This is a genomic window from Nostoc sp. NMS7, from assembly GCF_017115085.1.
Classification (GTDB): domain Bacteria; phylum Cyanobacteriota; class Cyanobacteriia; order Cyanobacteriales; family Nostocaceae; genus Nostoc.
The window spans coordinates 1-23,489 of sequence record NZ_JABXKJ010000051.1; the positions used below are offsets into that span (position 1 = coordinate 1).

The window sequence follows — 23,489 nt, forward strand, 5'->3', positions numbered from 1 at the left end:
TTGTACCAGTACCTGTACCACTGCCTGTTGTACCAGTACCACTACCTAGACCACTGCCTGTTGTACCAGTACCTGTACCACTGCCTGTTGTACCAGTACCACTACCTAGACCACTACCGCTTGTACCAGTACCTGTACCTGTACCAGTACCACTACCTAGACCACTACCGCTTGTACCAGTACCTGTACCACTACCGCTTGTACCAGTACCTGTACCGCTACCTGTACTACTACCTGAGCTACTGCCACCACTGGAACCTCCGCTGCCGGAACCTCCGCTGCCGGAGCCTCCGCTTTGGGCAGAAACAGAAGGAGGTAAGGACGCAGAGGCGAAACTGATGGCAAAGAGACTAGCCAAAACAGCTTTAGATAAATCAAAAGACTTCATGATTACGGTTCCTTTTATGTTCTAGATATCTGTGGTTGATTGATTTTCAAAACCGATATTGTCTACTCAATCGATTGCTAAATTAGGTAAACTTTGACAAAATATATTGAGGAGTGTTCAACCTAGTTTGTTTTGGAATAATTGAAACCATTTGAAGATCCCACAACAACTGATTATTCGTCAAAGTCAAACTAATTAATGATAAGTAATTACTAATTTATGATTAGGAAGTAACGACCTTGGTCGCTTGTTCACAACAAACAAGGAATAATAAAAAATTAGATTCACTTGCATCATAAATTTTAATTACTTATTGATTCTCAATTATTTTGCCATTCTTAACCAGCATAGCTGCTAATTTTTTGCCTGACTTCTACCATAAGAGTAAAATCACTTCTATCGCAGGAATTAATTTTGCATTAAAGTTAGTCTATGAACGTGAAGATAATTATACCTTTTAGAGCTTGCAATTAGATCAGCAGACCTCAATATAAGCACAATCTTCACACTGGGGGTTTTGCCCTGGATTGGCACATCCACAAACAGGATTCACATAACATTCAAAAGGATCTTTATGTGTCCGGTATTTTTTGAATATAAAATATAAAGCTGCTTATTGTAGACAAAAAACAAAATCTTCAATTATAAAATTTCGTACTAATCATAATGAATAGAACCATATTTGAGTTACTTATTTAGATGCGTTAACTAAGTAGGCAAGAATAGATCAAACTATGTTAAGCAATTTAAAATTAATTAAATTGACTTTTAGTAAGGGCTTCAGCCCGAAAAATAGGGCTGAAGCCTTTACTAAAAATCTTTATCCTACACAAAGTTTTAAAACTCTAAAAATAACTGCCGTCAGCAAGAACTGCCTCATCCCCAACAAATAACTAAACAAGCGTGCGATTCCTCTTTAGGGCTTTGCTATTCAACTTTTTCATACCAGATGCCTACTCTCTCAAAAGCACTATAAGCAAGCTTCAGAAAATTCATTACTCTCTGTCTGCCAATTACGCCAAATTCTTTATACTCTCTCGCCTCCGCAAACGTCAGGCGATTTTGGTCAATTACGTTTCTTTCTTTATATGCTAACTTCGGAAAATCCATAACTTTTATCTTATATTTATTTCCTATTTTCTGAAAGTTTGAGTCTGACTCTATATGCTCCCAATCATCACACAGCCCTAAATTCCTCACCAGAATATGAGAGATTCTCTCACCATAGGTATTCACTGACTGAGTAAACAGGTTCATGCTGTCGTATCCTCCTGTCGATACAAACCATTTGCAAAACATCACTCCCTGCGAACTCCCTAGTTCAAATAATTGATTAGAGTCAATCCACCCTTGTACTGCTCTATGCGATTGTGCAGCTAAATTCACAATTACTGGCCTCTCTATCGCCCACTCAAATATTTTATCTGCCTTATCTGCCTGTCGTTCATTCTCGCTAAACACAGCATACTTACATATCTCCTTATACACCCCTGCTACATCTGGATTCGATCTATCTGTCTCTACTGGTACAAACGGGATTTTTTTATCCAGACAATACTGAATCATTGTCCTAGCAAAGAGAGACTTTCCTACCCCGCCTTTTTCACCATCCACCAAATGAATCGTCGGCATTACAGCCACCTCTAATACTTATTAAACTCGTCTGATACATCTTTCCCAGGCTTAGAACTTTTTGGCGGTTGCCGCCTAGTAGTTTTGGTAGTTTTATCAGATGCCTTTATCTCATCCTTTGATTCTTGCTGAATTTGAATCTCTGGAGTTAGCTTTTCTAAAGAAGTCTCAAGAACAAGAGAGTCTCCAGTTACTGAGGCCGATTGTGACATTACTGATGATTCTGTTGAAATCTGAGTATAATTCTCAGCAGATAAAATTGGTTTTAGTTTAACCCCTCTTTTGCCAAAACGTTTTTCTTTCTCAATCTCAGTTAAGTATTGCTTGAATGTCACTGCCAAAACTTTTATTTTTTGAGTTTTGAGGTTCTCAGAAAGGTTTTGATAGCTATAACCTTTTTTCAGAGCCGATTCAAGCTCAACTCGCATAAAGTAAACACTCTCTGGCAGTGATAGTTCTTCTTTATCCTTCTCTTCTAGCTTTTCTAGGGAAGCTAGAGTCGCTTGGAGTTTATCAATAGGAATTTTCTGCCTTGGGCTTGTGCGTACCATTCGTTCTGTTGAATCGGCTCAAAATTTAATTAATCTTATCAATCCACACCCTCTTGTGTGGATTGATAAGATTATACATATTATTGAACAAGCTCTACTGAATAAACCAGTATATGCCCTTTACCCCTTCCCCTTTCTGAAACTTGGCCCAGAAGATGTAGTTTCTCCAACTCCTTGGAATTATCAGCCATCCCTGACTAGGATGTTGACTTTGAACGCTTTTAAATGGTAGCTTTTGTTATAGAATATGTGGCACAAGATGTCTGGGACTTAGGTAAAACTACACGCTTTAGGGGCAATACCCTGCGGTCAGCTAAAGCTACATAAATTGCCCCTACCTAAAAATCATTCTTTTCAGCTATTGTTTAGTTTTTACTTTCTCAAGAGAATTAATATCAGTAGACATTCTGTGTTACCTTGCACGACGATACAATATTCCCCTGTGTCTCGGAGAGCGATGTCACACGAAAAAGCTGCTGCTTCGTCTACGCTGAGTATGACGAACACTCAGTCAGATGCTCCCATTGAAGAAACTATAAAAAGCTTGGTGTTGGGTATCGTGTATCATCTTTGAGGTATTTTCTTTTCGCATTGATTTAATGACTTTGACAGTTATAGTTTTTTTAAACCTTGAAAAAATCATAAATATTCTATGCCTCGAACCACCTCATCTCCATCCCACTCAACTAGAATAACTCCACTGGCTCTTTCGGAATTACATCTGAGATTAGAGTTTTTAGAAAAAGAACATAAATCGCTACTTAAACAGATTAAGAGAAAGCGAACGGAATTGAAGAACTTTGTTGAACAGATGCGTTCTTTAGCCACTGAAATATTTAATCAAGCTAGTCCCAGCTTCCAAAAAATGGCTGAGTTAGACCAGGATATTCATGCTCTATTTGATGAAATTTTTACTACTAGAAAGTTTGGTAAACAAACACTCAAAAATATAGAATCAGTTTACCTTAACCTCCAGTTGACAGGAATCATTAGTCTAAAACCGAGGAGCAAACAATCCAATAGAGAGCTAGAGGAACTATTTAACAGTTCCGCTACAGAAGAAGATTTTGCAAGAGAAACTGCTGAAGGTCGCCATCAACATTGGCAAGCACAAGAATCTGTAGAATCTGCATCTGTAGCTAGAACAGAGGATTCTAGAAAAATTCGTCAAACATTTCTGAGGTTAGCTGAAATCTTTCACCCTGATAAGGTAAAAGACAGCGAGACACAGAGATATCATACAGAAATCATGAAAGAAATCAATAAAGCCTACCAAGAAGGAGATTTGGCAAGACTTTTAGAAATCGAAGGGATTCAGCAAGTCGGGGAAGTTATTGACAATAATAGCGAGGATGATTTAACTCGAAAATGTCGAACTCTAGAACAGCAAAATCAAATTCTCCTCACTCAATATGAAAACTTAAAACGAGAACTACGTTTGAGAAAAAATACTCCCGAAGGAGCGATGGTTTGCGATTGTCGTCAAGCTGCTAAAAAAGGCATTGACTCTATGGCTCAGATGGTAGAAACAATAGAATCTCAAATTAACGTTGTTTCTCAGATTCGGGATTTTGTTAAGGACTTTAGAGAGCAGAAAATTACTATCAAAGACTTTCTCGGTGGACCACCAAAGCTGCACTCCTTAGACGAGGAAATTATGGAAGATATTCTTGAGCAGATGTTGTCAGAATTAATGAGATAGTAAGTGATTTTGATTAAAAATAAGAGTTTGTAGTGAATTAAAGATAAGTTTGCCAAAGTTTACACTACCGTTGTAAAAAATCGCAGCCCTTTCAAGGTGACTTGTAAAATCCCTTTTTTCTCTCAGTGCCCTCTGTGTCTGTGCGGTTTAAAAGTAATTTATTTAACCACAGAGCAGCAGAGAACACAGAGTTAAGAGATTAAAGAGGAATTTCTTAACCAAAATTTTTACCCACCTTGAAAAACCTAGTTCTAAATGCTTCTATAAACAATCCAAAAATTTAATTAGTGCATACAATGAATAATGAGTGTACACAGTATTATTGTTTGTGCTTCGCCACAAAACTTGTTCGGAGTTTGATATAACTTCTACTGAGATTTGTGTTTGCGTCACGTCTTCTACTAGAGAAGACTTTGCACTTCGAGTAACCAAGAATCCCACTCTTTTTAAAGCACGAATAGTCCAGATAATTGCCATCCCCTCACCTATTAAATTAATTTCTCCTTTATGGGATATATGAAGGTGAAATTCCCCAGAAGCAATATCAAACTCTACACGTTCACTCTCGAAAGTATCAGCAAATGAACCACTCAACACTAAATCTTCTGGTGCGCCAACGTGTAAAATACCATTAGTTGATAATAACCAAACTTTATCTGCAAGACGCAAAGCTAAATCTAAATCGTGGGTGGAAAGGAGAATCGCTTGATTAGTTTCCCGTGCTAACTGGCGTAACAACTGCATAATTTCCACCCGTCGCGGTAAATCGAGAAATGCTGTTGGCTCATCAAGTAACATAACAATGGGTGACTGAGCTAAAGCACGCGCAATCATGATTTTTTGGCGTTCACCGTCACTTAATTCGCTAACGTGGCGTTGTGCTAAGTGTACTGCTCCTACAGATTTGATTGCCCAATGTACTATAGCTTCATCTTGGGGTGTCAAATTTCCCCACCAATCAGTGTAAGGATATCGTCCCAGAGTCACCAAGGTCTAGGCTGATAGCATTCCTACATCAACTTTTTCGGTGAGTACCAAACTCAGACGTTTGGCTAAGTCTTGTGGTGCTAACTTGTAAATATTTTCGCCTAAGAGTCGTACTTCACCTGATATTGGGGGTTGCATTCCAGCGAGCGATCGCAGTAATGTAGATTTACCCGCACCATTGGGTCCGAGTAAGCAAACAAGTTCCCCAGCTTGCAGAGATATAGAAATATCCGATGCAACACACCGAACAGTTTTTCGTGATGTCTTGTAACCAATAGTCAGGTTGTGAGTTGTTAAAATCGCATCATTCATGACGGAAAATATTTTTGGGAATTACGCCGCAGAATTACCCAAGTAACAACAGGAGTTCCTATCAAAGCGGTGACAGCATTTAAAGGTAAAACCATCTGACTTACCCATAGTTGGGAAAACAAATCTGCAAACAATGCTAAGATTGCACCCATTATTGTTACACTGGGAATTAATATCCGATGGTCGGAAGTATTAAAAAGACTACGACATAAATGGGGAATTGCTACACCTAAAAATGCAATGGGACCACAAAAAGCGGTAATTGCTCCAGCTAATATAGATGCACTAGCAATAATAGAAAATCTGCTTTTCTGCACAGTTAAACCTAAACTACGTGCATAAGATTCACCCAGTAGAAGTGCATTCAAAGATTTTGATTGCAACACTGCTCCCAATAAACTCAAAAGTATCACTGGAATTAAAACAACTAACTGTTTCCAAGTCACCCCAGCAAAACTACCAAAAGTCCACATAATATAACTTTGAATGCGTTCTTTTGAGCTAAACTGCAACAAAATACTTACTATTGCACTAGTAGCATAACCAAACAATAAACCTAAAATTAATAGTGTCATCGTATCTTGCACTCGGCGAGAAACAACTAACATCATCCCTAAAACTGATGCTGCGCCGAGACTTGCTGCTATGACTAAACCAAAATCACTAATGATTCCCAAATCTGCTAATAATGTTGGTGTCGTAGCACTTGCTGTCAGCACAACTAACGCTACACCTAAACTTGCACCAGAACTAATACCCAATACAAAAGGCCCCGCTAAGGGATTTTTAAATAGGGTTTGCATTTGCAAGCCACTCACACCTAAAGCCGCACCTGCTAAAGTTGCAGTTAAAGCTTTAGGTAGGCGAAATTTGAGAATAATATGAGTCCATGTCACTTTTTCTACTTCTTGTCCGAGCAGAATTTTTATGACTTCCTTAACAGGGATATCAACTGAACCTAAAGCCAAGTCTAATAAAAAAGCAAAGATTAAACTTATAAGTATAATTAAAAAAATAATAGTTTTGAAAACCGGAGTTTTTTGGGTTAATAGGGGAGTTTTAATTTTATATTTTTTGCTTAACATTATTAAATAAGTTTGTGGTAATAAAATAACTGATGATTAGGTAATATCTCTTGATGCAGTATTTTAATCAAATCTGATAGAACTATATCTGGGTTACTAATACCACTTTCCCAGTAATCATTACCTCCATTCACATTAACGCGAGCATTATTATTATAAATATTTCCGTTTTTCACAGCATTAAAATCAGCATACCGATTATCTTCTGCTACTAAATCCTTTAAATTCTTCCAAGATTGGCTAAAATTCAACCAGTAGTCAGCATTGGCTGCACGTTCCAAAACGACTTCAAAAGATAAAGGTAAACTAACAGAGGATTTCTCATCACGCCAGAGATAGTTTGCTCCTGCGTCAGCGAAATATTTAGCTACATAACTTTTACCTCCAGGCATATACCAAGTTCCTTTAAAATTGAATCCCACGAATACAGGTGGACGATTTTTTACAGATTTAGCTTTTTGAGCTACTCGTTCATATTTATTGGCAATTTCACTAAATATTTTTTCTGCTTGCTCGTCTTTATTAAAAAATAGAGCAGTAAATTTTAACCATTCACTTCTTCCCAATGGTGTATCTTCCATATATTCAGCATTTATCCCCACTTTCAAACCTGCCTCAGTGAGTTTAGCATAACTATCAGTTTGGGAATTGCCGCTACTATAAGTTGTTATCAAGTCAGGATTTAATTCTAATAATTTCTCTCTATCCACATTAGAATTATTACCTATTTGTGTCACTTTCCCTGCTTTAATTCTCTCTACAACATCACGCGTATTTACTTGCTGAGTATTACTAATACCAATCAGCTTATCAACTACACCTAACTTAGCTAAGTGAGGTAAATGAGTAGTAGATAGAGAGACTATGGAATTTATCGGTACTGTGATTATTTGTGCTTGATTAAATCCTTGAGGTGTAGGAGTTCCACATTGGACTAAAACATATTGAAACTTTGTGTTTGCATTCTTTCAAGGATTTTTTATAGTGACGATTTTGTAGTGTTTATGATATTCTACTGCCAAGCCTATTGCATAATTAATCTGAATTTTATTAGGGAAGTAATCAGTATTGGGGTTATATTTTTGAATACAGCCGTTATTATTGGTATTTGTAGATGTGTTAATTGCTGTACTATGGCAAGCAATGATTAAAGTAGCAATTAAGAAGAATTGGCATAAAAAGATAATAGGTTTTGAGTGAGTCAGTTTTACCAATTTCATGGACTTTTAGAGAAATTTCGTTTTTACCTCACGCAGAGAGGAATGCTAAGAAAACAGCTTTATATCTTTGCCTGAGATTTTCCAAAGGATAAATTACACGGAATCTGGTGGATAGCAATGTTCAATAACTTTGTTACCTTTTACCAAGTGTTCATTGACAATAGTTTCAGCTATATTTGAGTTAACACGAGTGTACCAAGTTTTATCATCGGAATAAAATACTACTAGACCTTGTTGGCAAACTTCCAAACAGGCAGATGTCCTCACTTCACCGACAGTCATGTGTCACATTACCATAGTTCCTGTCTATATGTAAATTCTAGTCGATAACAATTTTGATTTCTACAAGCCGCACACTCGTGACTTCACATGATAGTTAGGATAGTTAGGCGCTCCATATTTCACGCTCATTTGTGTTAAAATCAATTAGCCACCGTCGGTGCTAGGGAGGCTTTAAGCGCCTGTGGAGAACTCATAAGACCTGGATTACTCCAGGCGTAGATCGTTGAAGCTTTCCATCGCGTGACTTTTAGTCATGTGAGGTTCAATATTTATATCACTTACTGGATATGAAATTATACTTGTGCTACCGTGAACACCCATAAAGGAAATCCCCTAACTTTCAGTAAAGGGGACTTTATTTGTCGAAATACTCTCAGGTAATTTTTCCTAATTGGGATTATCACCCTTAATTATCCATGTCAGTGTATTATTTTCATGAAATTTTAAATTTAATTTTTCTGAATTAAACGTCAATAATTAAGGTAGATGGCTAACTTTTGGTTGCTCAAAGTAGCCATACACCATCTGAGAAACTTGACGAATAAAAGCTGTTGCTCTCTCGTCATTATTAGGTCTTCGCACGAAAATTCCTGCTAAATAACGCTTACCTGATGGTGTTTCAATAATACCCGCATCTCCCAGTACAAACCTGAGAGTGCCTGTTTTGTGAGCAATACTTGCCCCATAACCCAAACCAGACGGAAGTAAGCTTCTATTATGGCAACGAATCATGATACCTAAAACTTGAGAGCGACTGGTATCAGAAATTAACTGATTATTGGAAATCAAAGCTGACAATCGTACTAAGTCTTTTGCACTAGTTTTATTAGTTCCTTTAAAGTCTCCTAACATATTGTTAATCACAGTACTTTGTAATCCCCAAGTGCGAAACCTCTGATTTAAATTTGCCTTACCACCTAAACGGTCGATAATCATATTTGTAGCGGTATTATCGCTAATAGTCATCATTTTAGTTACAGTTTCCAAAAGACTAATCTTAGTTCCCACCCGCCGATACTGCATATCTCCAGAACCACCAGTAACGTGTTTACGTTGCATTACCAATGTTTCATTTAGTTTGATTCTACCTGCATCTATTCCCTGAAACAAAGCAATTAAAATAGGATACTTAATTGTGCTAGCGGCAGAGAAAGGTTGACCGCCATTGATATTTAAATAATCACCTGTTTCTAAGTCCATAAAAAAGATTCCCGGAGTCAGGAATCTGTTGCGAGCAATTAATGCTTTAATTGGAGTTTGTAGTTCCGATATTTCTCGTCCTAAAGGAACTATACCAGTGTATTTAGGAATACCTGTTGGGTTGAGAAAATTGCTTGAGGGAGTTGGGGGAATGAATTTCAGTTCTGGTAGTTGTAAATCTGATTGATTTCCACTCCCGCCATCTGCGCTGTCAACTTGATTCGTGTTGAGATTCGCCTTTACTGGCAACGACAGTAGAAAAATACTTATGAGACTAAGTAATAACCAGCGTAGTTTCATGTAGTGGTGTGAGGATAATGTTGGATTGACTTACAGAGATTTCCAGAGAAGTAAATTAAATCCGGATTGATTGACATAATATTCACTAAAATATCCCATGTCAATAAATATAGATAACATACATTACTGCAAGTTGAGGGATAAAAATTATGAATTAAAATCAGAATATCAAATAGATAAAATTTACATACATATATCCCATCAAGTAGTTATCTATTTATACAAATAGTCAGAGATTAAGATTGTGGTTTGAGTTTTGCTTGCAATGATTTATACATACCGATCGCGATAAATAAAGCATCCGTAATTGAACCGATTAAAGAAGAATGCAGAATCAATAATTTTACCTATATTGTAAATTATCACAGATGGGGAAGAGTGAAAAACTACAACTTAATTAGGATACAGCAACATTCTTGAGGATGGTCATCGGGCCTTGGGCTTTGAGAATCTCCATTTCGGCTGCATTCCGCACTAGCAAAGCACCAGCGAATCCTAATGAATTCACAGAGATAGACTGGAAATGCTCCTGCGATCGCGGTATGATCAACATCCATTCTCGTGTCGCTAGCAGATTATAAGCACCAGATTGCCTTGCATCCAAACCTACAGCATGTCGCAAGGTGCGATAAACTTCCAGTGTTGCTTGGGCTGCTGTAAACGGGGACTGCCCCCAATTGGAATTTAGTGGTGCGAAAGCGTGTACAAAAGGAAGTTTTGGTGAAGTTGCGTAGGCTTTGCCCACCGTACCCCTAGTCTTAAGCAAGCTATGCGTAGCGGACACCCCAGAAGGTATTGAATTCTGAAATTGTGCTGATGTTAGCAGAGTTTCAATAGGTATTAGCGATCCTGAAGGTGCAAGTGGTAATGGCACTAATTGCAAGTGCTTGTGTCGCTGACTAGCACCTGCGGTTTTGCCACTGTTGTAAAATGCTAAACCATCGAAATCAGCTAGACATGCCCACATAGCCGTAAAATCTTCCACAGTGAGTAAGCTTTCCTGTTCCTCGAAGCCACGGGTGATTATTAGCAGATGATAATCAACAACATTGAATTTATTCAAAATACATACATGGGTATCGGAGATATCCGCCACAAATAAATCCTTTTCGTAGGGTAAGAAAGGATTAAATTCTTGACCAGATGTAGCAGATTGTTTTTGCTGCTGATCCTTGGCGGCTTTTTTGCGATTCAGGTTAGACAAAATCCGCACTAAAAACCGCACATTATCCTGTTCCACAAATTCAAATTCCGTCGGTATCGACAGCAACGCCCCGCATTGCAAAGCATGTTCCGTCTGCTCTTTGACACTTGTCCATAAAGTACCAGCTTTAAGTAAGATTTTACCCTGTGCCATTTTATTCCTTCAGACATGGATGCAACACCAATCGGGTAGCACAGATGTGCTACGCTACGAATGACTATATTCCAATACAGTTCAGTTAAGGTGGGATGCGATAAGTAAAATACCAAACCTTTCATAACAACGCAATACCTCTGCAACAAAACTGTCACAAATAATATCTACATTAGTAATACATCTAAATATCCTTCCAGACAGCAATGCAAAACGAATCTCGCGACAGAGAACACCCATCAAATAGCATTTCACATAACACTGCTGACACCAAATACCATAATCGAACACCCTGGAAAAAGGCTGCCGCCTCTCTATCGCTGGTGTTGCTGGGATCGGGTATGACATTGGCAGGCGGTTATATGGCTGGACATCCTCAGCAGGTGTCTGAAAGCGCATCTAATTTGGCAGTGAGTCCAGTAAATGCCGCTCCTCCATTAGCAGCCGGTACAGATCCTAACTTTGTGATCCAGGTGGTGCAAAAGGTCGGGCCAGCCGTGGTGCGAATTGACTCTTCCCGAACTGTAAAAACTCAGATACCAGATGAATTTAACGATCCACTTTTCCAGCGTTTCTTTGGCTCTCAACTACCACAACAACAGAATCGGGTAGAACGGGGTACTGGGTCAGGTTTTATTATTAGTGCTGATGGTCGTATTCTTACCAATGCCCACGTAGTTGATGGTGCTGATACGGTAACAGTAACACTCAAGGATGGGCGTACCTTTAAAGGAAAGGTGTTAGGAAAAGATGAGTTGACCGATGTTGCTGTCGTCAAGATTCAGGCAAATAATCTACCGTTAGTAGCCTTGGGTAACTCAGATAAACTGCAACCGGGAGAATGGGCGATCGCGATCGGCAACCCCCTGGGACTAGATAATACAGTAACTACCGGAATCATCAGTGCTACCGGACGCAGTAGCAATCTAATTGGCGCTCCCGATAAGCGAGTAGAGTATATTCAAACCGACGCAGCGATTAATCCCGGTAACTCCGGCGGTCCCCTGCTAAATTACCGTGGCGAGGTAATTGCCATGAATACAGCCATTATCCAGGGGGCACAAGGATTAGGTTTTGCTATTCCTATCAATACAGCACAACGGATTTCTAGTCAACTAATAGCTACGGGCAAAGTAGAACATCCTTATCTGGGAATTCAGATGGTGGGGTTAACGCCTCAGCTAAAACAAAATATCAACTCAGACCCCAATAGTGGTTTGAGTGTGACTGAAGATAAAGGTGTATTAGTTGTGAAAGTTGTGCCAAATTCACCAGCTGCTAAAGCAGGGATACGGGCTGGTGATGTGATCCAAAAGCTTGGTGGTCAAGCAGTCACAGATGCCAGCAGTGTCCAAAAGGTAGTAGAAAATAGCCAAGTTGGGAGCGACTTACGTATGGAATTACGTCGCAATGGGCAGAATCTTAACATAGCTGTGCAACCTGGTGCTTTCCCCACGCAAGTCCAATAAAAGTTTTGCTATCAAAAGTGAATTTTCTGGGATGGGTATTATGCCATTGGTGTCAAGTTAAAGCTTCAGCCCAGATGTCAAGGGACTTTGAGGCGTTGCGTCGATGCCGTTGACCAATGGCTTTGACCAAGCCCATAGAACGCTGATGCTCAACCAACCAAGGAATGAGTTGTAGTTGTGGGTTTTGCAAGAGTGGTCGATTGAAAAAATATAAACTGCGGAAAACCATCTCCACAGAAATACGTTCTAAGGGTTGTTGCAAAGCGACAGCGACATCAGCAGACAAATCATTGAGGACAGCATAGAAAATCCACGTAGCATAGAGAAAGCATCTGTATACTATTAGTGCCACCAACCCAAAGATAGGACAAGCTTAAACATTCGTTTAGTCAGTAAAAATGCATCTTCAATGTGCCAACGACGGCGATATAAATCACAAACTTGCTGCGCTGAAAGTTGTTCTGGCACCTGTTTTTTCTTGAAGTTGCCCGAAATGTTTTTTGACTGCTTCCAAGGTTGATGCATCCGCAATCCATACTGCACTAAACTCAGAAGCTACCGATGCCCACATTGGGGCAACTTCTGCGCGATTGTTTTTGACTGCTAGAGGCTCTATTACTTGCTCAAACAGTCCGATAAACAGGTGCGCTGGCATATTAATTTAAATGAATGGGATACTTATATTGAAGATGAAATAGAAGCAGCAGTGCGTGATGGCAGTGTGGAAGTTTTGAATGGAATGTATAATGAATTCCAATTGGCTGAAATGATAGATAGAAATCAGATTATTCAGACTGCTTTGAAGTTTTTGGCACTAACTTATTCTTATTCAGCTAAGGAGTTACCCGCAGTTGTGGCTGAAAATTTAACTCAGCTACCCGGTGGAGAAGATTGGAAAGCAGGTAGGCGGTAAAACAAATGACGCAAGAACTAATAGACCTCAAAAAGAGTATTTTGGAAGGACGTTACGCAGATGCCTTGGTAATTGTAGATGAATTAGAGGGAATGAGTAAACAAGCTATTCTGCGAAATATCCAAGCTTATTTAAACATTCTGTTGATTCATTTGATTAAGAACCAAGTAGAACAACGATTAACTGGTTCATGGGCGGCTTCTATTCGGAATTCCATTCGAGAAATTAAAAAGCTAAATATCAAAGACAATAAAACATCTTTCTATATCAATTTAAACGAATGGGAAAGTTTGATGGAGGAGGAAGTTATTGAAGATGCGATCGCAGATGCGAGTCAGGAAGTGATGAGCGGCAAATTTACTCGCTCTCAGTTGTCAGCGATGCTAGATAAAAGCCAGATTTTGACTACAGCCACTAGTTTACTGGCTTTAACATACACTTATTCACCAAAGGAATTACCAGCGATTATGGATGATTATCTCAGTAAATTAGCTGGTGGTGAAGATTAAACCTCTTGCTAAAATACTTGAACCGCCAGGGACTCAAGTCCCTGGCTAATAGCAAAAGTCCGTTGAAACGGACTACCTCTGGCAATTTTAAGTTTCAATCCCTGATAGGGATTTTGATGAATTGCAATGTATAACTTTCTCTGGTGTAGCAGGCGGTGTAGCTGTTTCAATCCCTGATAGGGATTTTGATGAATTGCAATATATGCAAACTCACTACGCAGATATATAAAAGCAAGGTTTCAATCCCTGATAGGGATTTTGATGAATTGCAATTGATAAATAATACTTTCTGGCTGGACGATGCCTTGTTTCAATCCCTGATAGGGATTTTGATGAATTGCAATATGCGGCTCCCTACTTTGATATCAAAAATGGGTGATGTTTCAATCCCTGATAGGGATTTTGATGAATTGCAATAGTATTATTTATCAGGTTTCACCAAAGTAATGATGTTTCAATCCCTGATAGGGATTTTGATGAATTGCAATAAATTGCTGGGAAGGCTTGCGAGTGCGGCATCCAAATTGCGTTTCAATCCCTGATAGGGATTTTGATGAATTGCAATAGTTGAGGATTTGAGTGGAACCCTCAAATCATCGTTTCAATCCCTGATAGGGATTTTGATGAATTGCAATCAATTATGGGGACAATCTGAGTATTGATAAAATCGTTTCAATCCCTGATAGGGATTTTGATGAATTGCAATTCAATTGCAGTTTGTTTTTCTGGTGCAATAGGTGTTTCAATCCCTGATAGGGATTTTGATGAATTGCAATTCAGGGTCAAAAATTAGTAGGTGGATTTAAGCTAGGTTTCAATCCCTGATAGGGATTTTGATGAATTGCAATACTACCCGCCGGGGCAGAATTCGGGATTGAACTCGAATATGTTTCAATCCCTGATAGGGATTTTGATGAATTGCAATCTTATTTTAGCTGGTGTAGTTGCCTTTATGTTTCTGTTTCAATCCCTGATAGGGATTTTGATGAATTGCAATTTTGGCGTGTAGCTCAAGAGAAAGATGATTGGCTGTTTCAATCCCTGATAGGGATTTTGATGAATTGCAATTCTGTTATTGCCGCCTAGCATATTTTCAGCTTGTTCATACTGTTGAATAAAGGGATTTTGATGAATTGCAATTCTGTTATTGCCGCTCTAGGGCATCAGTTAAGCGTAGGGTGAGAGAGCAATAAGGGATTTTGATGAATTGCAATTCTGTTATTGCCGCTCAAATAGCAATTGATTAGCGTAAATCTTCTGTTCAAGGGATTTTGATGAATTGCAATTCTGTTATTGCCGCTTTGGTGTATCCCGCGTCGCTAGTGCCCCAAAATTTGTAAGGGATTTTGATGAATTGCAATTCTGTTATTGCCGCTGCGGGAGCCTGAAAGCCAAGCTGTATTTAGTTTTCAAGGTGCGGTTGCGCGATTCAAGAGCAATAATAGCATTAGAGAATCCGTTTGGCAAGAGTGCTAGAAAAGTTTAAAAGCTAAAACCCTATTTTGATAAGCATTTCAGAGATTGCGCGGATGAAAATTGGGCGATCGCTGGGTGAAAACCTTGCTGGGGTTGAGATAGAAGCACTTTTTTTCGGCTGTGGAATTTGTACACCTACCTTACCGCGCATTTGACCATACAGAAACCTAACTATAAGGTACTCAGCACAGAAAATTGTTTAGTCCCGTGGCTTTTCTTTGCCAATACGTCCGACTTTTGCCTGACAACAGCCACAGACAAAGAACGCTTGGACAGTAAAGGAAGCTAATATTACAGTAAACTGATTCATCAATTGTAGTATTTGTTGTCATAGTACTGTACGGATAACCAACAATAAAGTTTTTGCCAATTCAAGGTACAGATAATGAAAGAAATAACACGCCGCAAATTTATCGCAACAACCACCCTGGCGACGGGTTTTGCCCTAGCTGTGCAACCCATTTCTGCCGGAGTCATCACCACCAATGCTAAAGGGTTGGTAGCTGGTGCGGTGAAAATTCCCGTCAAAGATGGCGAAATTCCTGCCTATCGAGCAGCACCTGCGACTGGTGAAAATTTCCCCATTGTCTTGGTGATCCAAGAAATCTTTGGCGTACACGAGCATATTCAGGATATCACTCGGCGCTTTGCCCAGTTGGGGTATTTAGCGATCGCACCCGAATTATTTGTGCGTCAAGGCGATGTCTCGAAATTAAGCAGCATAGACGAAATTCGCCCAATTGTCGCCAAAGTGCCAGATGCCCAGGTGCTATCCGATCTCGATGCCACGGTACACTGGGCGGTGAAATCAGCTAAAGGTAATGCCAATAAATTGGCGATTACAGGCTTCTGCTGGGGCGGCCGCATTACCTGGTTATACGCAGCACATAATCCCCAGGTGAAGGCTGGTGTGGCTTGGTACGGGCGACTCGTGGGCGATGCTACCAAACTAACGCCCAAGCATCCGGTTGATATTGCCTCAACGCTGAAAGTCCCGATTCTCGGACTCTACGGCGGTAAGGATACGAGTATTCCCCTCAATACAATAGAACAGATGCGCGATCGCTTAAAATCCAGCAGCAGCAAATCTGAAATCATCGTCTACCCCGACGCATCTCACGCTTTTTTTGCCGATTATCGCCCCTCCTACCGCGAGAAAGAAGCCAAAGAAGGTTGGAAACGTCTTTTGGCTTGGTTTAAGCAAAATGGTGTTTAAAAAATTAGCTACTCGCAAAAGTTTTCGGTCTATGAACTGTGACGTTCAAAAAAGTTCCAAATTGTTTCACTGGCGTTCAGCCCCAGCTTGGCATTGAATTTGTTTAGGCTCTCGTCAGTTGAGGAACCACCAGGCCAGAAATGTCCACCGTTTACTACCGCTAGCTGCCAGACTTCTGAGTTGCCACTACAACCTGTGTAGAGAGCGGTTTTCACTTTATCTTTAGAAAACTTTGGAGATTCTTTTGATGAGGTACATTGATCGTGCGATCGCCAAAAATTTACCATGTCTGAGATAGAAACCAGCGCTCCTCGTTGAGTGTGGTCATTACCTTCATAAAGTACATCGCGATCGTTTGTACCGTTGAGCATTAACATTGATACGGAAGTTTTCGGCTGGCAATTAGGTTTGAGTCTAACTGGAAGCGAACCAGCTACTGATGCAAAACCAGCAATTTTATTAGGTAACTTACAAGCCAGTGCTTGGGTAAGTATGCCACCTCTAGAAAAACCAGTGGCATAAACTTTATGACTATCAATATTGATTTGCTGCTGAAGATGATCAATCAAAGCACTGACAAAGGAAACATCATCTACCCTTCCTTGAACGTTACCTCTAAGACTCCATTTTTGGTCAATTCCATCTGGATAAACAACAATAAATCCTTTTTGTTCTGCTAATTCATTGAAGCGAGTCACATTACTGATAGACCGACCATTACCATCATCTCCATGAAACACTAAAACTAACGGCATCGGGCGGTCTGGATTATAAGATTTGGGAGTGTAAAAATAGTAAGTACGCAACTTTCCTTGGTCATGTAATTCTCCATAATTATCACCACTCAATATTTTTTCTTTAACTAGACTTTTTTCTTCAGCCTGAATGGAATTGCAGCCTGTCACTAAAGTCATTCCCAGTAGAAATATCAGAAGTTTTTTCAAAAGCCGAGAATTTTGATATATATTCATGTTAATTAAATTGACTTATGTCAGATAATTTTATTTCCTTTGCAATTCTTATTTCTAACAAATTTTTACCTAATAGAGGCTAACAACCCTACTTGAGTTGTTAGCCTCTATTTATATCTTAAACTCTTACAGTTACATAACGAGCAGGAACTCGAACCTTAACCCACCTGTTACCGCGTCGGACATTTTGCCAATGTGCACGAATTAACTTTCGTTCATATCGGGCAACAACAGTTTTATGCACAATACCAACTTGATGAACATTCGGTCTGACAATGAATTCTGCTGCCGATGCCTGTGAGGGCAAGGAGGAAATTGCAAATGGAAGAGCAAGTAATGTACCTAATAGAATACGTTTCATGTTCAAATCTCCATCAATTAATTTACTTGAGTTTTCTCCAGCATTTATCAATAATTTGTGAACAGATATTCTTACCTATTAGCTTTACAGGAAGTTTTATTTGTTACACAACTCCATTTATTTGCTGTATTGCTCTCAGTTTAAAATACTAAATTAAAAGATACAGTGGAATAAAGTCACATTTTAAGTATGACTTTAGTCACATTTTAGACTTTGGACAAGAAAAAAGAGGAGTTCCTGAATGAATATATGACTATATTCAAAGGCATACTTACACGAAATCCACCAATATATCTAAGGACAAATGACATCCTAAACATAAAAAAGCCTCCCATCGCGGGAGGCTTAAAAGTTAGCGGAGAAAACTTGTTAAACTACAATGTACGTACACCCAGAGCTCCTCCTAATGCAGAGAAAATCGCCGAGACGGATGCTGTAGCAAACAGCCACCACGCTGCTGTAGCTGCGGCTTTGCGGGTTTCTTCTGCTTGGCGTTGTGCTTGACGCTTCACGTCTTCTAGGCGGCGCTGGGCTTCTTGCTGTATGCGTTCTGCACGTTGTAATACTGTGTTGCGTGCCCGTTCAATTTGGTCGATGATCCGGTTGGCATCTGCCTCAGAGATGTCCTCGCGAGAACTCATAATTGCCACTAGGGTATCACGGTCAAAAGAGGACAGGCGATCACGCAGGGCATCAAACCCCGCCTGGGGATCGTCAAAAAATGTGCGAACATCGCGCTTGATACTATCATAGTTAAGTTCTGGGCGATCCAGGGCGTTGAGATAGTTGCGAATGCGGCCGAAAACTCCGTCAATTGCATCTTGAATCCCTCGTTGGATGTTCCGCACTTGTTCTACAAATTGCTCCCTTACGGATACGATGTTATCGGCAATCCGTGCCGCTTCTTCATCAGAAATATCTTCCCGAATTTTCAGCAGGGCAATGATCGTAGAACGGTCAAAATGGGAAAGGCGATCGCTAAAAGTTTCTACCCCGGCTCGCGGATCATGCAACAGTAGTTGCAAGTCGCGCTTGATACCTTCAGGGTTGAGTTCTTCTTTGCCAGTTTGCCGCAGATACTCTTCTACATAACCTTTGAATGTTTCCACTCTTTGCTGCGTACGGGTAGCTAGGCGACGAGGCGCACGCACAAAGTTGCGAATCGAAGTTTGGGTGGAATCAATGATTTGATTAACTTGTTCTTCACTCAAGTCTTGGCGTTGACTGAGCAACTTCACCAGTGTATCTCGGTCTACCTGCGACAACCGACGGCGCAGTGCGACGGCTCCCTCTTTGGGATTTTCAAACAATCTGGTCAAATCTCGCCCAATACCTTCTGGGTTGAGTTCTTCTTTACCAGTATTCCGCAGATAATCTGCGATCGTGGTGGTAACTGAGTCGTATTGATCTTTGGCTTTATCCACTACAGCTTGGGGTGTGTGGCGGATATTATGCCATGACTCCTCAGCAGAACTGATGATTTGATTAACTTGATCTTCACTCAAATCTTGCCGCTGACTCAACAGTTGCACCAAGGTATCGCGGTCAAAACGAGACAAACGCGCCCGAATTGAGGTAATTCCAGCTTGGGGATCTTCCAGTAGCTTTTTGAACTCCGCGCGGATGGCATCAGGATTCAGTTCGGCTTTTCCAGTATTACGCAGATATGATTCTACATTCAGCCACAGGGTTTCTGCTTGATATTGTGCCTGTTCTGCTAATCCTTTAGATTCTACCAAGACGCGATCGCGCTGTTTTTCCAACTCATCAAGAATGCTGTCTACTTCATATAGCTGCACATCATTACGTTGCAGCAATATCTCCCGCATCTCCTGACGTTCCAGGTGCGCCAGTCGCAATGTCAGGGTTTCATCATCTGCATCTGAGTCTTGCAACAGTGGTTTGAAATTCTGCTCAATGCCTTCGGCTGTCAAATCTGCTTTCGGGGTAACGAGCAGATAACTTTCCACTGCACGTTGCAAGTCTTGGACTATCTCTGTTTCTTCGACAACTTTCACTGTCGCTAGCACATCTTGGCGGACAGCTTCTAACTGATCTGCAATGCGGTGAATTTGGGTTTGGGTAAGCAGTCCCCGTTGTTGCAGGATGTTGACAAAATCGTTGCGGGATAGTCGCTCTATTTCTCTCTTGACTATTCCGGGGTCAGCTGCTGGATCGTAAATGACATCACGAAATTCCTGAGCGATTTTTTCTGGGCTTAGTTGCCAAGCATAAGTGTTGTGCAGATAGTTTTCGACATCAGCCCGAATTGGGCTATAGGGTTGTGCTGGTGTTGGCAACCCTAGCTTATCTGCTTGTTGGGTGACTTTCTCTTTGGCAGTGGTGAGGCTACCCAAGATTTTTTCCACATCCAAATCAGGCAAATCGGCGCGTCCCAACACAATGCTGGTTAAGGCAGCTAGTCCTTGTTGGACTGTACTTTGAATTGCCCCTGGAGCCGCCTTTTGCTCACCTTCTTTGGAATTACGTGTTTCTGTTACTAAGCGATCAAGCTTGGCGTTGAGTTCATCTGTTTTAGCTTGTCCGGCTGGGAGTGATTTCAGATAATCAATTAACTCACCCATCCGGTCTTCCGTGGGTGGTTGCTTACTGACCACTTGCTGCCAAACTTTATACAACGTATCAGCAATTCGGCTAACGTCTTTTTTGGAAAGATCGGTGCGACTGCTGACTAACTCGATGAACTTTTCCCGGTCGATGTTGCGAATATCTGGAGTTCCTGCGATCGCTTTTAATTGCGGATCGTTGAGTAAATTTTCAAAATCGCTCCGAATTTTCGACACATCTAGCTCTGGAGGACGTACCTTATCTAAGTAATCCTCTATATTCTCCCGGATACTCGTAGGGTCGATGGCGTTTCCTAGCTCCCGACGGATAGCAGCGGCGGCGGCTTCAGCCGTTGCTACCACTTGGTTATTCACAGCTTTTGCGCCCAGTGCGGCGGTGGCTGTGCCCATAATCGTCTGAAACCCGGAAGTCGCCGTATTCACAACTGAGCCAATTAAGGAACCTACGGTGGTAGAACTTACCCAAACGAGGATTAAGAAGTAAGCACCCCAAATCACCAAGCCGAGAATTGCTCCCAATGCTGGGTCTAAGATTACAAGGCTCAATTTTACCGCGAGGAAAGAAGCGATTAATAAGGCGATCGCTACAGTTACTACTGTCCAAATCCCTACTGCTGTACCAATTTTGCGAATAGTACCGCCCAAACTTCCCACTTCCCCACTATTATCTGAATCCGAGTCAGATGAGTGCCCCAGGTAGGAAATACCGGCTGCTAGGGAGAGATTAGTTAGAACTAATTGGAAAGCAAAAGCTAAGATCACGCCGGAGATTAAAGCCACAAAAAAGCGCGGACCGGAAGTGATAACCGATGCCTGTGCTGGCGTGACATTTGAGGCATCTCCTTGAATCTGTGCCACCCACAATAGTGGTTTGTAGAGTCCCACCATGATTTCCGTACTTTGGAACATTGTATTTCCTTGTTCTAAGTTTAAATTTAGGGAATTAAGAATTTCTTGAGAAGCAACTCTTAGTATGTATTTATGTCTGTACTTATGGCAATACCTAACTCTGTTAGCTCAGAATCGTAGAATTTACCTGTTTAAAGCATCTCTCCCAAGGCTGAAAACCGTATCCAGCCAAAGATATAACTTTTATCTCTAACCCGGAAAAGATTCCTGAGCAGATGAAAAACTTGGCTAAGTATTGGCTGCTACGTTTTAATTTTTAATTACTAACTCACAACTATTTATTTTGCAAAAATTGCAGTTTAATCACGATAATTTTACATTTATTTATAATTAGATTTTTATCACTCTCTCAGGGTGGATTTGTCAGCACCAAGACGTTGTTGATTATCCTCCGTAAGAAGTGCATATAGTTTATGCCTACAGACAGAAAGGATCTGAGTTTTAGATAGCTACATTAAACTTAACAAACAAATCGTTGAGGACAAAAAAATGGCAGTTCCAGAAACTCGCCCTTCTAGTGGTTTACCACCTGTTGCAACGGAATACAACGGTGTAGATCGGAATGCATTTTTGTTTGGCTGGACTCCCCAAGCCGAAATTTGGAATGGTCGCTTGGCAGCTATTGGTTTTCTCGCCTATTTACTTTGGGATTTAGCTGGTTATAGCGTTTTACGTGACGTTTTACATCTGATTGGCTACTAGAAATTTAACACCTGAAAACCTATTAGATTTTGGAGGAAAAAAATGGCAAATCAAGAAACTCGCCCTTCTACTGATTTACCACCTGTTGCAACGGAATACAACGGTGTAGATCGGAATGCATTTTTGTTTGGCTGGACTCCCCAAACCGAAATTTGGAATGGTCGCTTGGCAGCTATTGGCTTTCTCGCCTATTTACTTTGGGATTTAGCTGGTTATAGCGTTGTTCGTGACGTGCTACACATCATTAAATATTAGCGATAGCTAAGGAGTTAGGAGGAGCCACTGCGTTGCGGGGGTTCCTCCTTTGTAGCAAGTAACGTTGATCAGTTTTAAACATACATACTATTAATTAAAAATTCAAAAGATGTGTTCTATTTGCAGGTGTTCTACTGGAATACCAGTACGTTTAAATAGCTGTTTTAATGCTCTCTGCTGTATTTCTGGGGTAATATCATTATCTTGGTTCTCAACTTGTCTATTTGCAGAAGATTGACCGTTTACTGACATTGTAGAAGAAGCATAAGTTCCTAAAATTAGGATTAATACTAGTAAAAAGCGGTAGGTTTTCACTTAATTTTCTCCTTGGTAATTGTACTATACTGTATTTATTTAGTAGCGAAAAAAGCCACCTAGTTGTAGGTGACTTTTTTTGATTACAATTTGATAAAAATTACTGAAATTCTGAACAGCGATTATTCATCAATAGAAGTGGGAATGCCCAAAACGGCGCAGGGGAAATTAGAACCTAGTGCTTCAATCATCGGATGATTGACAGATGTGCATCCTAGAAACAAAATATCGGCAGTTTCTGATTCAACAACTTTCTTAAGTTCTGTGGCAATGCAGCCAAACCGCAAATGAGATTTGAAAGAACCCTGCCATTCTTCAGCTAGACTTCGGGCTTGCCAGAGAATTATATCCGCTTGTTGCAGGGGAGTTGCCACTGTCTGCAATTTGGGTTGAGTTAATACCAGTGTGACAGACTTTGATACTTCACTGATTTGACACTCCAATGAAGGCTGTTTTTCTGGAAAGCTTAAGATATTTGGATACTGACTGCTTTGATTGTCTTCTACCACATAAACGGCTTGAACTGTGACTTGGGCATTAGTGGCTAAACGCGTTTGATGGGCAATCCAAAAGGCAATATCTAGTGCCGTATGACTGTTAGGAGATGCGTTATATGCAACTATTAAGTTAACGGCTTTTTCTGTTTGAGGTTTTTTAGAAAAAGGTTTTTTTGGTTCTGGCAGCAGTACCATTTGTTCAATTAAGTCATCTCGTCCTGTGGCACTTTGCAGACGTGCTAACATTGGCTTAATTTGCACAGCTTTACTTCTCCTAATGAAATGAATTAGC

22 protein-coding genes, 3 pseudogenes and 1 CRISPR repeat array are annotated in these 23,489 nt (G+C 40.3%); of the genes and pseudogenes, 9 read left to right on the plus strand and 16 right to left on the minus strand.

Annotation, left to right across the window (positions count from 1 at the left end; genetic code table 11):
* From HWQ38_RS03925 to HWQ38_RS03935, 3 genes are all read right to left on the minus strand, one after another.
* The coding region (locus HWQ38_RS03925) for a hypothetical protein (protein ID WP_292790180.1) at positions 1-388 on the minus strand (388 nt) is incomplete at its 3' end.
* A 927-nt stretch (positions 389-1,315) separates the two neighbouring features.
* Positions 1,316-2,020, minus strand: coding sequence for a mobilization protein (locus tag HWQ38_RS03930; protein WP_292790210.1), 705 nt, complete (start codon positions 2,018-2,020; stop codon positions 1,316-1,318).
* 11 nt (positions 2,021-2,031) lie between these two features.
* Entirely contained in the window at positions 2,032-2,571 is a 540-nt protein-coding gene (locus HWQ38_RS03935) for a hypothetical protein (protein WP_292790181.1), read from the minus strand.
* Between the two features lie 55 nt (positions 2,572-2,626).
* Between HWQ38_RS03935 and HWQ38_RS03940 the strand changes: the two genes are divergently transcribed.
* Positions 2,627-2,803: a hypothetical protein gene (locus HWQ38_RS03940; RefSeq protein WP_292790182.1), complete on the plus strand. Its 177-nt coding sequence runs from the start codon at positions 2,627-2,629 to the stop codon at positions 2,801-2,803.
* 420 nt (positions 2,804-3,223) lie between these two features.
* A complete protein-coding gene (locus HWQ38_RS03945; RefSeq protein WP_292790184.1) occupies positions 3,224-4,273 on the plus strand; it encodes a J domain-containing protein in 1,050 nt (349 codons plus the stop codon).
* Positions 4,274-4,534: 261 nt separating this feature from the next.
* On the opposite strand, the pseudogene HWQ38_RS03950 reads toward HWQ38_RS03945, so the two are convergent.
* The 6 genes and pseudogenes from HWQ38_RS03950 to HWQ38_RS03975 form a co-directional block, all read right to left on the minus strand.
* Positions 4,535-5,572: pseudogene (locus tag HWQ38_RS03950) on the minus strand (ABC transporter ATP-binding protein).
* A complete protein-coding gene (locus tag HWQ38_RS03955; protein WP_292790185.1) occupies positions 5,569-6,657 on the minus strand; it encodes an iron ABC transporter permease in 1,089 nt (362 codons plus the stop codon). Before HWQ38_RS03955 ends, HWQ38_RS03950 begins: the two are co-directional and overlap by 4 nt.
* Before the next feature lie 2 nt (positions 6,658-6,659).
* Positions 6,660-7,877, minus strand: a pseudogene (locus HWQ38_RS03960) (ABC transporter substrate-binding protein).
* Between the two features lie 93 nt (positions 7,878-7,970).
* Positions 7,971-8,147 (minus strand): annotated as a pseudogene (locus tag HWQ38_RS03965) ((2Fe-2S) ferredoxin domain-containing protein); the annotation flags it as partial.
* 489 nt (positions 8,148-8,636) lie between these two features.
* Positions 8,637-9,659 carry a serine hydrolase gene (locus HWQ38_RS03970; protein ID WP_292790187.1) on the minus strand — a complete coding sequence of 341 codons (1,023 nt, stop codon included), beginning with the start codon at positions 9,657-9,659 and terminating at the stop codon, positions 8,637-8,639.
* A 397-nt stretch (positions 9,660-10,056) separates the two neighbouring features.
* Positions 10,057-11,016, minus strand: a complete 960-nt coding sequence (locus HWQ38_RS03975; RefSeq protein ID WP_292790189.1) for a phosphorylase — start codon at positions 11,014-11,016, stop codon at positions 10,057-10,059.
* Positions 11,017-11,222: 206 nt separating this feature from the next.
* On the opposite strand from HWQ38_RS03975, the gene HWQ38_RS03980 reads away from it, so the two are divergent.
* Positions 11,223-12,485 carry an HhoA/HhoB/HtrA family serine endopeptidase gene (locus HWQ38_RS03980; protein ID WP_292790191.1) on the plus strand — a complete coding sequence of 421 codons (1,263 nt, stop codon included), beginning with the start codon at positions 11,223-11,225 and terminating at the stop codon, positions 12,483-12,485.
* Positions 12,486-12,537: 52 nt separating this feature from the next.
* Here HWQ38_RS03980 and HWQ38_RS03985 read toward each other — a convergent pair whose 3' ends face one another.
* Together HWQ38_RS03985 and HWQ38_RS03990 are read right to left on the minus strand one after the other, a co-directional pair.
* Positions 12,538-12,837 carry a hypothetical protein gene (locus HWQ38_RS03985; RefSeq protein WP_292790193.1) on the minus strand — a complete coding sequence of 100 codons (300 nt, stop codon included), beginning with the start codon at positions 12,835-12,837 and terminating at the stop codon, positions 12,538-12,540.
* Between the two features lie 81 nt (positions 12,838-12,918).
* Complete coding sequence (locus HWQ38_RS03990) at positions 12,919-13,140, minus strand: hypothetical protein (RefSeq protein ID WP_292790195.1); 222 nt, start codon at positions 13,138-13,140, stop codon at positions 12,919-12,921.
* Between HWQ38_RS03990 and HWQ38_RS03995 the strand changes: the two genes are divergently transcribed.
* The 4 genes from HWQ38_RS03995 (at position 13,129) to HWQ38_RS04010 (ending at position 16,599) form a co-directional block, all read left to right on the plus strand.
* On the plus strand, positions 13,129-13,398 hold the full coding sequence (locus HWQ38_RS03995) for a hypothetical protein (RefSeq protein WP_334787901.1): 270 nt from the start codon (positions 13,129-13,131) through the stop codon (positions 13,396-13,398). The two genes, HWQ38_RS03990 and HWQ38_RS03995, sit on opposite strands and share 12 nt — an antisense overlap.
* A 5-nt stretch (positions 13,399-13,403) precedes the next feature.
* Positions 13,404-13,907 (plus strand): DUF29 family protein, encoded by a 504-nt coding sequence (locus tag HWQ38_RS04000; RefSeq protein WP_292790197.1) that lies wholly within the window; start codon positions 13,404-13,406, stop codon positions 13,905-13,907.
* A gap of 91 nt (positions 13,908-13,998) precedes the next feature.
* Positions 13,999-15,283: direct repeats of the CRISPR family, unit length 37 nt; unit sequence GTTTCAATCCCTGATAGGGATTTTGATGAATTGCAAT.
* Between the two features lie 126 nt (positions 15,284-15,409).
* A complete protein-coding gene (locus HWQ38_RS04005; protein WP_292790199.1) occupies positions 15,410-15,538 on the plus strand; it encodes a hypothetical protein in 129 nt (42 codons plus the stop codon).
* A 230-nt stretch (positions 15,539-15,768) separates the two neighbouring features.
* Positions 15,769-16,599 carry a dienelactone hydrolase family protein gene (locus tag HWQ38_RS04010; protein ID WP_292790201.1) on the plus strand — a complete coding sequence of 277 codons (831 nt, stop codon included), beginning with the start codon at positions 15,769-15,771 and terminating at the stop codon, positions 16,597-16,599.
* 29 nt (positions 16,600-16,628) lie between these two features.
* On the opposite strand, the gene HWQ38_RS04015 is transcribed toward HWQ38_RS04010, so the two are convergent.
* From HWQ38_RS04015 to HWQ38_RS04025, 3 genes are all read right to left on the minus strand, one after another.
* Positions 16,629-17,570 carry a PHB depolymerase family esterase gene (locus HWQ38_RS04015; protein WP_292790202.1) on the minus strand — a complete coding sequence of 314 codons (942 nt, stop codon included), beginning with the start codon at positions 17,568-17,570 and terminating at the stop codon, positions 16,629-16,631.
* Between the two features lie 118 nt (positions 17,571-17,688).
* Positions 17,689-17,931, minus strand: coding sequence for a hypothetical protein (locus tag HWQ38_RS04020; protein ID WP_292790203.1), 243 nt, complete (start codon positions 17,929-17,931; stop codon positions 17,689-17,691).
* A gap of 374 nt (positions 17,932-18,305) precedes the next feature.
* Positions 18,306-21,428, minus strand: coding sequence for an MFS transporter (locus tag HWQ38_RS04025; protein ID WP_292790204.1), 3,123 nt, complete (start codon positions 21,426-21,428; stop codon positions 18,306-18,308).
* A gap of 489 nt (positions 21,429-21,917) precedes the next feature.
* Between HWQ38_RS04025 and HWQ38_RS04030 the strand changes: the two genes are divergently transcribed.
* Together HWQ38_RS04030 and HWQ38_RS04035 are read left to right on the plus strand one after the other, a co-directional pair.
* Positions 21,918-22,130 (plus strand): high light inducible protein, encoded by a 213-nt coding sequence (locus HWQ38_RS04030; RefSeq protein WP_292790205.1) that lies wholly within the window; start codon positions 21,918-21,920, stop codon positions 22,128-22,130.
* Between the two features lie 42 nt (positions 22,131-22,172).
* Positions 22,173-22,385: a high light inducible protein gene (locus HWQ38_RS04035; RefSeq protein ID WP_292790206.1), complete on the plus strand. Its 213-nt coding sequence runs from the start codon at positions 22,173-22,175 to the stop codon at positions 22,383-22,385.
* A gap of 102 nt (positions 22,386-22,487) precedes the next feature.
* Here HWQ38_RS04035 and HWQ38_RS04040 read toward each other — a convergent pair whose 3' ends face one another.
* Together HWQ38_RS04040 and HWQ38_RS04045 are read right to left on the minus strand one after the other, a co-directional pair.
* Entirely contained in the window at positions 22,488-22,700 is a 213-nt protein-coding gene (locus HWQ38_RS04040) for a hypothetical protein (RefSeq protein WP_292790207.1), read from the minus strand.
* Between the two features lie 122 nt (positions 22,701-22,822).
* On the minus strand, positions 22,823-23,443 hold the full coding sequence (locus HWQ38_RS04045; RefSeq protein ID WP_292790212.1) for a universal stress protein: 621 nt from the start codon (positions 23,441-23,443) through the stop codon (positions 22,823-22,825).
* Between the last annotated feature and the right edge of the window lie 46 nt (positions 23,444-23,489).